The organism is Micromonospora sp. SL1-18, assembly GCF_047921505.1.
In the GTDB taxonomy this organism is placed as follows: Bacteria; Actinomycetota; Actinomycetes; order Mycobacteriales; family Micromonosporaceae; genus Micromonospora.
Genome location: NZ_JBLROA010000013.1, coordinates 23,668 through 37,431 on the forward strand (window position 1 = coordinate 23,668; position 13,764 = coordinate 37,431).

A 13,764-nucleotide genomic window follows, 5' to 3' on the forward strand; every position below is an offset into this window, starting at 1 on the left:
CCAGCACAACCGGCTCCGGGCGGTCAGGCTTGATCCCTCCGCCGGTTGCGCTGGGGCCACACCTTCGTCGGTGCCTTGCGGTCACCTCGCCGAGGTGGTGGCCTTGAGCCAGGGGAGGGTCAGGCGTTCGACGATGGTGAGGGCCGAGTAGAGCAGGATGCTCATCAGGGCGACCAGGATGATCGCCGCCCACGCCGTCGCGAAGTCGCCGATGCCGTTGTACTGGAGGATCTGGTAGCCCAGCCCGGGCCGGTCCGAGTAGAACTCCCCGATCACGGCGCCGATCGCGGCGAGCGGCATCGCCACCTTCAACCCGACGAAGATCTGCGGCAGGGCGGCCGGGAGACGCACCTTGCGGAACGACTGCCACCACGACGCGTTCAGCGACCGGGCCAGGTCGGCCAGGTCGGCCGGGGTGGTGGTCAGCCCCGTCGCGGTGGAGAGCACGATCGGGAAGAAGCAGAGCAGGAACACCATGAGCAGGATCGGCTTCTGCCCCCAACCCACCATGACCACCAGCAGCGGGCCGAGCGCGATCTTCGGCACCGCGTTGACCGCCACCAGCAGCGGCGCGAACATCTGCTCCACCCGGCGCGAGGCGGCCAGGGCCATCCCGATCAGCACCCCGGCGACCGCCGACAGCAGGAAGCCGGACAGCGTCATCCAGGTGGAGCTCACCAGCGCCGGCAGCAGCACGTGGGCCGACCCGGTCAGCGAGGCCCACACCGCCTGCGGCGGCGGTAGCGCCGCCGGCGGGACCAGGTGCAGACCCGAGGTGACCAGCCACCAGACCGCCCCCGCGATCACCAACCCGAGCGCGGGCAGCCCCACCACCGCCGGGCGTACCCTGGGCCGGCGCGGCGCGGTCCGCGCTGCGGCTGTGGCCGGTGCCCCGGCGGGGGCCTCGGTCAACTGCGTCAACGTGTCCTCCTCTCTCGACCGGTCGAACGACCGGCACGCGAAGGGGGTGCGCCCCGCCGGAACGGCGGGCCGCACCCCCGGTGTCCGAGCCGGCCGGTCAGGCCTTCGGCGCGAGGTTGAAGTCGATGATCTGGTCGGGGGTGACCTCCTGCTTGAGCGCGCCCGCGCCCTGCAGCAGGGCGATGCTCTTGGCGACCCGGCCACTGTCCAGGGTGCCGAGCGCGGTGCCGGAGTTGCTGGATCGGACGTACGCGGCCATCAGCTCGAGCTCGGCCTTGGCCGCGGCCGGGTTGGTGGCATCCACCTTCTTCTTCAGGATGTCCGCCGCCTCCTGCGGGTTGGCCAGGGCGTACTCGAGGCCCTTGAGCAGCGCCGCGGTGAACTTCTTCACCATCTCCGGCTTCTCCTTGGCGGTCTTCGCCGAGGTGATCAGCGCGTTGCCGTAGAGGTCCTGCATGACGTTGCTGTAGGGCAGCACGACCGGCGTCTTGTTGGTCACCGCCGCGACCGTGGGCTGACCGACCACGAACTGGCCGATGCCGTCGACCGAGCCGGAGCCGAGCATGCCCATCAGGGCCTGTGCCTCACCGTTGACCCAGGTCACCTTGCTGCCGTCGATGCCGGCCAGCCGGGCGTACGTCGGGAAGAGGTTGCGCACGACGGAGCCGGGGGTGTCGGCGAGCTTCTTGCCCTCGAGGTCCTTCGGGGTCGCGATGTTCTTGCCCTCGACCGACACGATCGCGGCCATGGTGCGCTGCTGGATCGCCGCCACCGCGACGAAGTCCTTGGCCTGGCCGTTGCCGAGCTGGAGGATGCCGCCGGTCAGGTCGATCACGCCGAAGTCGGCCTGGCCGCCGGTGACGGTCTGGATGACCGCGCCGCTGCCCTGGCCGGGCTTGATGTCGACGTCGAAGCCGGCGTCCTTGAAGAAGCCCTTCTCCTTCGCCACCCAGGCGTACGAGTCACGGCCGAAGTTGCCGAACGAGGTGAGGTAGGTCACCTTCTCCAGCGCGCCGCCCGTGCTCTTGATGTCCTCGGACTTGTCCGAGCCGCTGCTGCAACCCGAGACCAGGGCGAGGGCGGTGGCCAGCGCGGCGGCGGCGACCGTACGGGTCAGCCTTCTCATCTATGCACCATGTCCTTTCCGACCGAGCCATGTTCACCCGGGCGGGTCGTTGATTCGACGGCGCCGGCACAAGGGAAAGCCGACGGGACCGTCGTGAGGGGACTCTTCGCGCGCAACAGCGTACGAGAAGGTCAGCGAACGCCGTCGGGCGTGCGGGTTGCGGAACGGAAACGAAGTCGCCTGCCGGAAAGTGGACTGCTGTCCACCCCTGACGGTGCTATGAGGATTGACCGGTTACGCTAGGTCGGCTCACGTTCATGACGTGGAAGGAGCCGGCGGAGGATGATCCGACTGGCCGGGGTGTCCCGCACCTTCGACGGCCGCTCCGGGCGGGTCGAGGCGGTACGCGGCATCGATCTCGACGTCGCCGAGGGCGAGTTCGTCGCCGTTCTCGGCCGATCCGGCTGCGGCAAGTCGACCCTGCTCCGCATGATCGCGGGGCTGCTCCCGGCCACCGCCGGTGAGATCACGGTCGGCGGCACGCCGATCACGAAGCCCCGCCGGGACATCGCCATGCTGTTCCAGCGTCCGGCGCTGCTGCCCTGGCGCTCGGTGCTGGACAATGTCCTGCTCCCGGTCGAGATCTTCGGCTGGAGCCGGGCGAAGCACCGCGACCGGGCCCGCGAGCTGCTGGAGATGGCCGGGCTGGGCGGCTTCGAGAAGCGCCTGCCACACGAGCTGTCCGGCGGCATGCAGCAGCGGGTCTCGCTCTGCCGCTCGCTGATCGGCGAACCGCGCGTGATGCTGATGGACGAGCCCTTCTCGGCGCTCGACGCGCTCACCCGGGAAGAACTCTCCGGCGAGCTCCAGCGGGTGCACATGGAGACGAAGGCGACAATCGTCTTCGTCACCCACTCGATCGACGAGGCGGTGCTGCTCGCCGACCGGGTGGTCGTGCTCAGCCCGCGCCCCGGCCGGATCCGCGAGGTGGTCGAGGTCGACGTCCCCCGACCGCGCACCCTGGGCCGCAACGCGCACCTGGCCGACGTGGCCCGGATCAGCGCCGACCTGCACGAGCTACTGATGGAGCGGGACGTCCCGGACGTACCCGCGCTGCCCGGCCCGGCGGACGAACCCGGCCCGGCCGAGCCCGCACCGGCCGGGACGGGAGGTCGCTGACCATGCGGGTGTCGGTGTTCACCGAGCCACACCGCGGTGCCAGCTACGACGACCAGCTCCGGTTCGCCCGGCGGGTCGAGGAGACCGGCTTCGAGGGTTTCCTCCGCGCCGACCACTACCGGTCGATGGGCGACGACCCGGGGCTGCCCGGCCCCACCGACGCCTGGCTGACGCTCGCCGCGCTGGCCCGGGAGACCTCCCGCATCCGGCTCGGCACCCTGGTCACCTCGGCCACCTTCCGGCTACCCGGGCCGCTCGCCGTGCAGGTGGCCCAGGTCGACCAGATGAGCGGCGGCCGGGTCGAGCTGGGCATCGGCGCCGGCTGGTACGAGCGGGAGCACACCGCGTACGGCATCCCCTTCCCCGCCGTCGGCGAACGGTTCGACCGCCTGGCCGAGCAGCTTGAGATCATCACCGGGCTGTGGGGCACCCCGTCGGGCGAGACGTACAGCTTCAAGGGCGAGCACTACCAGCTGTTCGACGCGCCCGCGCTGCCCAAGCCGGTGCAGCGGCCCGGGCCGCCGCTGATCGTCGGCGGGCGGGGGCCGAAGCGCACCCCGGAGCTGGCCGCCCGGTACGCCGACGAGTTCAACATGCCGTTCAAGACCGTCGCCGAGACCGCCGCCGCGTACCAGCGCGTCCGCGAGGCGTGCGACCGGGTCGGGCGTACCGCGTCGGGGCGGGCGCCGCTGGTGTTCTCCGCCGGGGTGGTGGTGGCGATCGGCCGTACCGACGTCGAGGCGCAGCGCCGGGCGGCGCCGCTGCACGTCAAGAGCGCGCTCCCGCCGGAGGACCCGGTGGTGGGCTCTCCCGCCCAGCTCGTCGACCGGCTCGGCGAGTTCGCCGCCGTCGGCGCCACCCGGGTGCACCTGCGCCTGATCGACTTCGACGACCTCGACCACCTGGAACTGATCGCCGCCGAGGTGCTCCCCCAACTGGACGGGACCCGATGACCGACCTCACCACCGACCTCGAACTCGGTCCCGTGGGCCAGGAGATCGTCTACGAGAACGACAAGGTCCGCGTCTGGCACATCCGCCTGGAGCCGGGCGAGCGGCAGCCGCTGCACCGGCACGACCACCCCTACCTGGTGGTCGCGATCCAGGGAGCCAAGAACGTCGTACAGACCATCGACGGCACCACCATCGACGCCGACGAGCCGACCGGCGGGGTGGTCTACCGCGACCCGGGCGCGGTGCACATGCTGACCAACATCGGGGACACGACCTACCTGGCCCGCCTGGTCGAGTTGAAGTAGCCACTCGGCGTGGCCACGCCGACGCGCCGCGCCGCGCGGGGGCATTGGTGGCGATCAGGGTCACCGGGCCGTAACGTGCCGGACATGGCCTTTCGGACGTGGAGCAGACTACTGCTCACGGCGCTCGGGGTGAGCATGCTGGCCGGGGCCGGCCAGCTCGGCATCGCGTACGGGTTCGGCGTCGTGCGCCTCGACGGCGCGTTCACCGACGGTGCGGTCAACCGGTGGCCCGCCCAACTCGCCTGGATCGGCTGGTTCGCGGCGGTCGCCGCGGTGACCGGTGCCGTCGGCACCGAACGCCTCGCCCGCCGGGACGGATCCCCGGGTGGCACCACCGAACTGCTGTCCCTCGCCGGTGCCGCCGCGCTGGGCGCGACCGTGGTCGCACCACTCTGCATGCAACCGGCCCGGGCCGCCGAGCTCGGCGGCACCATCGACCCGGTGTGGGCGGTCGGCATCTGCGCGATCCTCGGCGCGGTGATCGGGGCGGGCGCGGCGATCGTCGTCCTGCTCAAGCCGCCGTTCGGGTGGAACATCGCGCTCACCGCAGCGGCCGTCTGGCTGATCGCGCTGCTCTCCGTCGCGCCGTCGGTGTCCTCGGCCGGGCCGCTGGTCACCGTACGCCTGGGCGTCCTCGAACCGTCCTGGCTGGACGCCGAAACCGCGCAGCGCCTGGCCGTACTGCTCCTGCCCCTGATCGCCCTGCTGGCCGGCGCGGCGGTCGGCGCGCTCGCCCGCCGGCGCGGTCACCTTCCGCTGGTCGGCGGGGCGGCCGGGGCGGCCGGGCCGGTGCTGCTGGCCTTCGCGTACCTGACCGCCGGGCCGGGCACTGCGGCCGACCGGTACCAGCTCACTCCCTACTACGGGGCGCTGATCGCGGTCGCCGCCGGCGCGCTCGGCTCGGCCGCCACCGCGGTGCTACGCCGGCCGATCGCGGAACCGGAGGCCGTCGCGCTCGAACCCACCGACGTCCTCCAGCCCCTGCCACCGTTGCCAGCCATTCCCAGCAACCCGGGCACCACCGCCGGGCCCGGCGCCGGCTGCCCTCCGCCGGCGGCCGGCGGTACGGTCGGCGCACCTGACCGCCCCGGCATCCGACGAGAAGCGCCTCCCACGGGTGCCGTGGCCTCCGCGCCCGCGCACTGGGACTGGCCGGCACCCTCGGGTGTCACACCGGCGCCCGTGCCGGCCGGGCGGTCCCGTGCCGCTCGGACGGCCCCCGACCGCACCAATGACGAAGACCGACCGACCTCCGGCGACCGCACCTGGTCCGCCGAGCACGAGACGTCCGGGAGCCACACCACCTCCGCCGTACACACCACGCCCCACGAGCACCCCACATCGCGCGAGCACGCCGGCGGCGGCGAGCCGGGGCCGGCGGTCGCGATCCCCACCCCTGCCACGCCGGAAGCGGATTCCACCCCGAGCACGGACCACGACGCCGGCATGGCCGAGCCGGCCGTCGACCGGGACGTGGACGACCTGACGCGGAGCCTGCCGATGCCGGGGCTGCTGCCTCCGGGACGGCGTACCTCCGCCATCGACGTGCTCGCCACCGACCGCTCGGCACCGCGCCCGCCCGTCGAGCCGGAAGCACAAACGTCCGCCCCGGCCCCGACCTCAACTTCGGCCCCAGCCCCAGCCTCGACTTCGGCCCCGGCTCCAGCCCCGGCCCCAGCCCCGGCCCCAGCCCCAGCCCCAGCCCCAGCCCCAGCCCCGGCCTCGACTTCGGCCCCGGCTCCAGCCCCAACTCGGGGCTCGGAGCGGCTTCCCGAGCCGGTGCCGTCGCCACAACCGGACGTCGCCGTGTCCGCGCTCCCGGACCCGGCACCATCGACGGTTGCGAAAGGGACGCCGGTCGGGCCTGAGTCGGAGCCCGGCACGCCGGTCGCGGTGGCACCAACGCCGCGCACCGATCCATCCGGCGGCAATCCGCCCACCGACGGAAGGTCGGCGCAGGCCGACGGACGCCGGACGGCTCCCCCAGCCCCGCGACCAGCCGCCGGGCGCCGGTCCCGGCGGCAAGCACCCTCGGCACCCGAGCAGAACCCGGTCGAGGTGAATCCGACCGAAGCCGACAGCGCGCGGCTGGACCCGGCCGGGCCGGACACCACGCGGGTGAAACCGGCCGGGACGGACAGCGCTCGGGTGGACCCGGCCGAAGTGGACGCCGCCGACCCGGTCCGGGCCCGACGTGATCAGACCGGCGGGTCCGCGCCGAGCAGCGTGCCGGCGAGCCCTTCGGCGGCGGACGCGCCGGTGGCCGGCGCGGCCGAGACCGACACGCGACCGGGCGGACGGTCCACGCGCGGACGCAAGGCTCACACCGGCCCGGCTGCTCCCCCGGTGGCGCCAACCGGGGAAGCGCCGGTCGAGCCGGCTTCCGCCCAGCCGATCCCCGCCCAAACGGCCCCGGCCCGACCGAGGCCGGCCGAGGCGGCCGGTGCCACGCCGGATCCCACGACCACCCACGATGAAGGCAGGGCGCCGAGCTACTTCTTTTCGGAAGACGAGCCGGTCACGAGCGACCTCCCCGCCTCGGTCGAGGCTCCGGCATCGCCACGCCCACGCTTCCCGATCTTCGAGGATGTGACGGACGGGCGAAGCGACATGCCGGCCTGGCCGGTCGCGCCCCCGCCGAGCCAGCCGACCGCCCCCCCGCCGAGCCAGCCGACCGCCCCCGCGCCGAGCCAGCCGGCCGCCCCCGCGCCGAACGAGCCGGCCGCCCCCGCGCCGAGCCAGCCGGTCGCCCCGGCCGACAGCACCGGGCCGGACAGCACCGCCACCACAGACAGCACCGCCACCGGCGGCACGACCGACACACCGGAGCGGACCGGCGGCACGACCGACGCACCGGAGCGGACCGGCGGCACGACCGGCACACCGGAGCGGACCGACGCACCGACGGCGGAGACCCGGGTCGAGTCGACACCGCGTCCCCGGCACCACGCCCTACCTGACCTGAGCCGGGCCGCCCGCTGGGATGCCTTCGCCAACGCCCGGCCTGCCACCCCGGCCGGCCCGAACGCCCCGCAAGCGGGCGGCCGGCACGCCGACCCCGGCGAGGCCGTCGCGACGGGCCCCGCTGCCGAGGTCGAGCCGGGCGACGGGAAGTCGAAGTTCCGGCGCGTCCTGTTCCGGCGCAACCGGGCCAAGGACGGCGGGCCGGGCAACGCCGGCCGGACCGACCACGAGTCGGAGCCGCTGGCGGCACAGGACGAGGAGTACGTCGACTGGGTCGCCGGGCTCGCCTCGGATGCCGACGTGGCCGGGACCCGTAGGTTGCGTACCGGCCGGCATCACCGTGACTGACCGGACGGCCGGGCCGACCAGGTGGCCGGCTCGGCCCCGGACTCAGGCCATGGGCAGGTAGATCCGGGACCCGGCGGACCGGAACTCCGTGGACTTGTCCTGCATGCCGCGCGCCGCGTAGTCCTTCAGCTCCTGGGTGATCTTCATGGAGCAGAACTTCGGCCCGCACATCGAGCAGAAGTGCGCCGTCTTCGCCGGCTCCGCGGGGAGTGTCGCGTCGTGGTACGACCGCGCGGTCTGCGGGTCGAGCGAGAGGTTGAACTGGTCCTCCCAGCGGAACTCGAACCGGGCCTTGGACAGCGCGTCGTCCCAGGCCTGCGCCCCGGGGTGCCCCTTGGCCAGGTCCGCCGCGTGTGCCGCGATCTTGTACGCGATCACGCCCGCCTTCACGTCGTCCCGGTCCGGCAGACCGAGGTGCTCCTTCGGAGTGACGTAGCAGAGCATCGCGGTGCCGAACATGCCGATCATCGCCGCGCCGATGGCCGAGGTGATGTGGTCGTACGCGGGCGCGATGTCCGTGGTCAGCGGCCCCAGCGTGTAGAACGGCGCCTCGTGGCACCACTCCTGCTGGAGGTCCACGTTCTCCTTGATCTTGTGCATCGGCACGTGCCCCGGGCCCTCGATCATCACCTGGACGTCGTACTCCCAGGCGATCCGCGTCAGCTCGCCGAGGGTACGCAGCTCAGCGAACTGCGCCTCGTCGTTGGCGTCCGCGATGGAGCCGGGGCGCAACCCGTCGCCGAGCGAGAACGTCACGTCGTACCGGGCGAGGATCTCGCACAGCTCGCGGAAGTTGGTGTAGAGGAAGTTCTCTTCGTGGTGAGCGAGGCACCAGGCCGCCATGATCGAGCCACCCCGGGAGACGATGCCGGTCACCCGGTCCACGGCCAGCGGCACGTACGGCAGCCGCACCCCGGCGTGCACGGTCATGTAGTCGACGCCCTGCTCGGCCTGCTCGATGACGGTCTCGCGGAACACCTCCCAGCTCAGCTTCACCGGGTCGCCGCCGACCTTCTCCAGCGCCTGGTAGATCGGCACGGTGCCGATCGGCACCGGCGAGTTCCGCACGATCGCCTCGCGGGTCTCGTGGATCCGCTTACCGGTGGACAGGTCCATCACGGTGTCCGCGCCCCACCGGGTGGCCCAGGTCAGCTTCTCCACCTCCTCGGCGATCGAGGAGGTGACCGCCGACGTGCCGATGTTGGCGTTCACCTTCACCAGGAAGGCCTTGCCGATGATCGCCGGCTCGCACTCGGGGTGGTTGACGTTGAGCGGCAGCACCGCCCGCCCGGCCGCGATCTCGTCCCGGACAAACTCCGGCGGCATGCCCTCCCGGATCGCCACGAACTCCATCTCCGGCGTGACCAGCCCGGCCCTCGCGTACGCGAGCTGGGTCGGGCGTTTCCCGTCGGCGCCGGCCAGCGGGGTACCCGCGCCGCGTACCGGCGCGACGTCACCCCGGTCGGCGATCCACGGCCCGCGCAGCGGCGGCAACCCCACCTCCGGGTCGGAGCCGGGGCCGGAGGTGTCGTAAAGGCGTACCGGCGGGTTGTTCCCGGTCAGCGTCACCTCGGCGAACGGCACCCGGATGTCCGGCCGTGACCCCTCGACGTAGAACTTGCGTCGTGCCTGCATGGCAGCCTCCCTGTCGGTTCAAGCGGACCAGCCGAAGTGGTCCAGCGGGCCCGATCCCGCGCCCAGTTCCCAGTCCCGCGCGCCGGCCAGCGCGCGGGTGACGTACTCCTTGGCGGCGGTGACCGCGACCGGCACCGGGTCGCCGGCCGCCAGTCGGACGGTGATCGCCGCGGAGAACGAACAGCCGGTGCCGTGGCTGTGCCGGGTCGGCACCCTCGGCCCGCGCAGCAGCGTGGTCACCCCCTCGCCGACCAGCACGTCCACCGACTCACCCGCCGCGTCCACGTCGCCGCCGGTCACCACCACGTTCGCCGGGCCGGTGGCCGCGAGGGCCTCGGCCGCCGCGACCATCTCCTCGACCGTGGTCACCGGGCGTCCGGTGAGGGCTGCGGCCTCCGCACAGTTCGGCGTCGCCACCTCGGCGTACGGCAGCAGCCGCCGCACCGACTCCACCACGCCGAGCCGGTGCCCGCTGGTGGCGACCAGCACCGGGTCGACGACGAGCCGGGGCAGTCGTCCCGCCTCCGCCGCCTCGGCGATCGCGTCGGCGACCGCCGGGGTGCCGAGCATGCCGGTCTTGACCGCGCGTACGTCGAAGTCGCCGAGCACGCTGTCGAGCTGGTCCCGGACGGTCCGCGGGGGCAGGGGCAGAACGGCGTCGACGCCACGGGTGTTCTGTGCGGTGACCGCGGTGAGCACGCTGGTGCCGTACGCCCCGAGAGCGGCGAAGACCTTGAGGTCGGCCTGGATGCCCGCTCCTGCGCCGGAGTCCGATCCGGCGATGGTGAGGACTGTCCGCGGTGTCACGTGTTGTCTCCAGTGGTTGCGGTTGAGGGCTGGGCCTCCGTCGTTTCGTGCCAGCTTCGCGGCATGGGGGTGACCGCCTCGTCGAAGGCTCTGGTCAGCGTGGTGGCTGCCTCGGCTGGGTTTTCGGCGCGCATGATCGCGCCGAGCACCGCCACCCCTGCGGCTTTCGCCTCGACGCACGCCTGCACCTGTTCCGGTGTCTCGATGCCGCCCAGTGCCAGGGCCGGCACCGGGCTGACCTGCGCCAACATGGCGAGCCCACTCGTGTTCAGGGGTGGGCCGTAGCCGGGCTTGGTTTTCGTGGGGAAGACGGGCGAGATGGTGGCGTAGTCCTCTGTGGTGAGGCGGGCCAGCTCGGTGGCGTCGTGGCAGGAGCGACCGACGAGCCCGACGGCCGGCGGCGGGTACGGGCCTGCGGCGGGCAGGTGCACGGCGTCACCGTCGAGCGGGTCCGGCCCGGCGACGACCAGGGTGCCGCCCACCTCGGCCAGGATCGCCCGCAGCTCGGCGGCGAGCGCGACCCGCTCGGCGCGCGGCAGGTCCTTCTCCCGTAGCACCACCCAGCGCACTCCCCCGCCCGCGGCCGCCGCGACCACCTCGACCAACGGCCGCCGCGCCACCCGCCGATCCGTCAGCACCACCACGCCCGACGGCACGACGGAGATCTTGGAAGATCGCGGCCCCGCCAGGGGCCGTTTCCGTCCGAGATCTACGGCAGCACACCCGATCACAGGTCCGGCCTTCCCTCGTTCGGGGTGGAGGCGAGGGCGTGGAAGCGCCGGGGGATGCGGCCCGCGCCGTACGCGAGGTGTCCGGCCTCCACCGCGCACCGCATGGCGGTGGCCATCGCCACCGGGTCGGCGGCCCGGGTGACCGCGCTGGCCAGCAGCACCGCGTCGCAGCCCAACTCCATGGCGAGCGCGGCGTCCGAGGCGGTGCCGATGCCGGCGTCGAGGATCACGGGCACGGCCACGCTCTGCCGGATCAGCCGGATGTGGTGCGGGTTGCTCACGCCCAGGCCGGAGCCGATCGGGGCACCGGCCGGCATCACCGCCGCGCAGCCCACGTCGGCCAGCCGCCGGGCCAGGATCGGATCGTCCGAGGTGTACGGCAGCACGGTGAACCCGTCCGCCACCAGCTCCTCGGCGGCGCGCAGCAGCTCCACCCCGTCGGGCAGCAGCGTGCGCTCGTCGCCGATCACCTCCAGCTTCACCCAGTCGGTGTCGAACGCCTCCCGGGCCAGGTGTGCCACCTTCACCGCCTCCGACGCGGTGTAGCAGCCGGCCGTGTTCGGCAGCACCCGTACGCCGCACCGGTCGAGCAGGCCGAGCAGGCCGCCGGCGGCGTCCGGCGCGGTGTCCACCCGGCGCAGCGCCACGGTGACCAGTTCGGTGCCGGAGGCGCGGATCGCCTGTTCCAGCACGTGCAGGTTGGCGGCGCCGCCGGTGCCGAGGACGAGCCGCGAGCCGAAGGTGAGCCCGCCGAGTTCGAACGGCATCCCGCTCACCCGCCCTGCGCGGCGCTGAGCACCTCGACCCGGTCGCCGTCGCGGAGGGTGGTCGCCGACCATCCGCCGCGCGGCACGACCTCGCCGTTGACCGCGACCGCCAGGCCGCGCCGCTGGTCGGTGGCCGCCCGGACCACGTCGGCCACGGTCGCTCCGCCGGGCAGGGTCCGCCCGGCACCGTTGACGATCAGTTCCATTTGCGCTCCTCCTCGGGTACGAACCGGGCCGGGGTGAACGGGGCGAGCAGCGGGTCCGGCTCGCCGGTGACGATCAGCTCGGTGACCAGGTCGGCGGTGACCGGGGTGAGGACGATGCCGTGCCGGTGGTGCCCGGTGGCGGCAAGCACGCCCGGCCGGCCGGGCAGCGGTCCGATGATCGGTGCGTTGTCCGGCGTACCGGGGCGCAGCCCGGCGGACGCCTCGACCAGGTCGTACTCGGCCAGCTCGGGGACCAGGTCGACGGCGGCGCGCAGCAGCCGGAGCACCGCGCCGGCGGTCACCTCGGTGTCGGCGCGCTCCTCGACGGTCGCCCCGACCACCACCTCGCCGCTGTACCGCGGCACCAGGTAGATCGACTCGCCGTCGGCGTACCCACGGATCACGTGCCGGAAGCCCGGCGCGCCGCGACCGGGCGCGCGGAGCCGGAGCACCTGCCCCTTCACCGGCCGGACCGGCAGCCCGGTGAGCGCCGCCGCCCCGCACCCGGCGGCGACCACGGTGACCCGGGCGTCCACGTCGGAGAGCCGGGCGACCGGCGCGGGGCGCAGCGCGACGCCGGCCCGCTCGGCCGCCACCCTCAGCGCGGCCACCAGCCGGCGCGGGTCGACCTGGTGGTCGCCGGGGGCGACCGCGCCGCCGCGCACCCGGGGGGCCAGCGCCGGTTCGCGGTCCCGCAACGCCGAAGGGCGCAGCGGCGTGATCGGCAGCCCCAACCCCTGCTGGTACGCCCAGAGCCGGCGCGCCTCGGCCAGATCGTCGGCGGTCAACCCGACCACCAGCGTGCCGTCGGTGCGGTACCCGACGTCGGTGCCGGCAGCCTCGGCCAGCTCGGCCGCGAAGGCCGGCCAACGGGCGGCGGACTCGGCGAGCAGCCCGGTCAGCTCGTGCTCGCCGAAGTACGCCTCGGCCACCGGCGACAGCATTCCGGCCGCCACGTGCGACGCCCCGGAGCCCGGCGTCGGATCGTGGACGACCACCCGCAGCCCGCGCTGCGCGCACCGCCACGCGATCGCCAACCCGACCGGTCCCGCCCCCACCACCGCGACGTCCGGAAGGAAGGGCCCCCTGTTAACGCCTCCGGTAGAGGAGGGGCCCCCTATTAACACGTCAGCGCCTCGATCAGCTCGGCGGTGACCCGCGCCGGGTCGGCGGCCTGCGACAGCGCACCGACCACCGCCACCCCGTACGCCCCGGCGGCTCGCAGCGCCGGCACCCTCGCGGCGGTCACCCCGCCGATCGCGATCAGCGGCACATCCACCGCCTCGGCGACCGCGCGTACCCCGTGCGGGCCGATCGGATCGGGCAGCCCCGCCTTGGTGGCGGTGGCGTGGCAGGGGCCCACGCCCAGATAGCTGGCGCCGCCGGCGACCGCCGCGACGGCGGTGCCCGGGTCCCGCGCGGTAACGCCGAGCACGGCGGTGGAGCCGAGCACCTGGCGGGCGGCTGCCACGGGCAGGTCGTCCGCGCCGACGTGGCCGCCGGCCGCGTCCACCGCGAGCGCCACGTGCAGCCGGTCGTTGACCAGGCAGGTCGCCTCGTACGGCCGGCACAGCGCGACCATCCGGCGGGCCAGCTCGTACGCCTCCCGGTCGGTGGCGTCATCCTCCATCCGGACCTGGACGACCAGTTCGGCGCGGGCAACCGGCAGTGCGGCGCGCAGCACGGCGAGCGGTTCCCGCCCCGGCCGGGTGTCGGTAATGAGATGCAGTCGTCCCAGGGACGGCACGGCAACACTCCTCCCTGCGCCGGCATTACCCGGATCAGGTTCGACGGTCGGGGGCTGTAGCCCCCCTCTCAGCCCGGTGCACCGGGCTCCCGTGGGTCACTTGCGGCCTACCGTACGACGTCCGCCGCGCATCCG

At 73.7% G+C, this 13,764-nt stretch carries 13 protein-coding genes and 1 riboswitch; of the genes, 4 read left to right on the top strand and 9 right to left on the bottom strand.

Annotated features, from left to right (window positions below; all coding sequences use genetic code 11):
* Nucleotides 1–81 precede the first annotated feature (81 nt).
* Nucleotides 82–921: an ABC transporter permease gene (locus ACNAW0_RS08625; protein ID WP_416287215.1), complete on the bottom strand. Its 840-nt coding sequence runs from the start codon at nucleotides 919–921 to the stop codon at nucleotides 82–84.
* 97 nt (nucleotides 922–1,018) lie between these two features.
* Nucleotides 1,019–2,047 carry an ABC transporter substrate-binding protein gene (locus tag ACNAW0_RS08630; RefSeq protein ID WP_416287216.1) on the bottom strand — a complete coding sequence of 343 codons (1,029 nt, stop codon included), beginning with the start codon at nucleotides 2,045–2,047 and terminating at the stop codon, nucleotides 1,019–1,021.
* Nucleotides 2,048–2,329: 282 nt separating this feature from the next.
* Here ACNAW0_RS08630 and ACNAW0_RS08635 point away from each other — a divergent pair, with 282 nt between their 5' ends.
* From ACNAW0_RS08635 to ACNAW0_RS08650, 4 genes are all read left to right on the top strand, one after another.
* Entirely contained in the window at nucleotides 2,330–3,166 is an 837-nt protein-coding gene (locus tag ACNAW0_RS08635) for an ABC transporter ATP-binding protein (protein ID WP_416287217.1), read from the top strand.
* Nucleotides 3,167–3,168: 2 nt separating this feature from the next.
* Nucleotides 3,169–4,119 carry an LLM class F420-dependent oxidoreductase gene (locus ACNAW0_RS08640; protein WP_416287218.1) on the top strand — a complete coding sequence of 317 codons (951 nt, stop codon included), beginning with the start codon at nucleotides 3,169–3,171 and terminating at the stop codon, nucleotides 4,117–4,119.
* A complete protein-coding gene (locus ACNAW0_RS08645) occupies nucleotides 4,116–4,424 on the top strand; it encodes a cupin (RefSeq protein ID WP_416287219.1) in 309 nt (102 codons plus the stop codon). The genes ACNAW0_RS08640 and ACNAW0_RS08645 overlap by 4 nt, the downstream gene beginning before the upstream one ends.
* An 84-nt stretch (nucleotides 4,425–4,508) precedes the next feature.
* Entirely contained in the window at nucleotides 4,509–7,736 is a 3,228-nt protein-coding gene (locus tag ACNAW0_RS08650; RefSeq protein WP_416287220.1) for a hypothetical protein, read from the top strand.
* 42 nt (nucleotides 7,737–7,778) lie between these two features.
* Here the strand turns inward: ACNAW0_RS08650 and thiC are convergent, their stop codons facing one another.
* The 7 genes from thiC to thiE form a co-directional block, all read right to left on the bottom strand.
* Nucleotides 7,779–9,371: a phosphomethylpyrimidine synthase ThiC gene (gene thiC, locus ACNAW0_RS08655; protein ID WP_416287221.1), complete on the bottom strand. Its 1,593-nt coding sequence runs from the start codon at nucleotides 9,369–9,371 to the stop codon at nucleotides 7,779–7,781.
* 18 nt (nucleotides 9,372–9,389) lie between these two features.
* Nucleotides 9,390–10,178, bottom strand: a complete 789-nt coding sequence (gene thiD / locus ACNAW0_RS08660) for a bifunctional hydroxymethylpyrimidine kinase/phosphomethylpyrimidine kinase (protein WP_416287222.1) — start codon at nucleotides 10,176–10,178, stop codon at nucleotides 9,390–9,392.
* Nucleotides 10,175–10,834 carry a thiamine phosphate synthase gene (locus tag ACNAW0_RS08665; protein ID WP_416287223.1) on the bottom strand — a complete coding sequence of 220 codons (660 nt, stop codon included), beginning with the start codon at nucleotides 10,832–10,834 and terminating at the stop codon, nucleotides 10,175–10,177. The genes thiD and ACNAW0_RS08665 overlap by 4 nt, the downstream gene beginning before the upstream one ends.
* Nucleotides 10,835–10,905: 71 nt before the next feature.
* A complete protein-coding gene (locus tag ACNAW0_RS08670) occupies nucleotides 10,906–11,685 on the bottom strand; it encodes a thiazole synthase (protein WP_416287224.1) in 780 nt (259 codons plus the stop codon).
* Nucleotides 11,682–11,882, bottom strand: a complete 201-nt coding sequence (thiS, locus tag ACNAW0_RS08675) for a sulfur carrier protein ThiS (RefSeq protein ID WP_416287225.1) — start codon at nucleotides 11,880–11,882, stop codon at nucleotides 11,682–11,684. The genes ACNAW0_RS08670 and thiS overlap by 4 nt, the downstream gene beginning before the upstream one ends.
* Nucleotides 11,873–13,009 carry a glycine oxidase ThiO gene (gene thiO / locus ACNAW0_RS08680; protein ID WP_416287226.1) on the bottom strand — a complete coding sequence of 379 codons (1,137 nt, stop codon included), beginning with the start codon at nucleotides 13,007–13,009 and terminating at the stop codon, nucleotides 11,873–11,875. Before thiO ends, thiS begins: the two co-directional genes overlap by 10 nt.
* Nucleotides 13,003–13,629: a thiamine phosphate synthase gene (gene thiE / locus ACNAW0_RS08685; protein ID WP_416287227.1), complete on the bottom strand. Its 627-nt coding sequence runs from the start codon at nucleotides 13,627–13,629 to the stop codon at nucleotides 13,003–13,005. Before thiE ends, thiO begins: the two co-directional genes overlap by 7 nt.
* A riboswitch (TPP riboswitch) is annotated at nucleotides 13,624–13,731 on the bottom strand. Its footprint overlaps the gene before it by 6 nt.
* Nucleotides 13,732–13,764: the final 33 nt, after the last annotated feature.

Bases quoted from the DNA above. Each gene is read 5' to 3' on its own strand.
- ACNAW0_RS08635 (WP_416287217.1), top strand. From the start codon at position 2,330: ATGATCCGACTGGCCGGGGTGTCCCGCACCTTCGACGGCCGCTCCGGG.
- ACNAW0_RS08640 (WP_416287218.1), top strand. From the start codon at position 3,169: ATGCGGGTGTCGGTGTTCACCGAGCCACACCGCGGTGCCAGCTACGAC.
- thiC (WP_416287221.1), bottom strand. From the start codon at position 9,371: ATGCAGGCACGACGCAAGTTCTACGTCGAGGGGTCACGGCCGGACATC.
- thiS (WP_416287225.1), bottom strand. From the start codon at position 11,882: ATGGAACTGATCGTCAACGGTGCCGGGCGGACCCTGCCCGGCGGAGCG.
- ACNAW0_RS08630 (WP_416287216.1), bottom strand. From the start codon at position 2,047: ATGAGAAGGCTGACCCGTACGGTCGCCGCCGCCGCGCTGGCCACCGCC.
- ACNAW0_RS08645 (WP_416287219.1), top strand. From the start codon at position 4,116: ATGACCGACCTCACCACCGACCTCGAACTCGGTCCCGTGGGCCAGGAG.
- ACNAW0_RS08650 (WP_416287220.1), top strand. From the start codon at position 4,509: ATGGCCTTTCGGACGTGGAGCAGACTACTGCTCACGGCGCTCGGGGTG.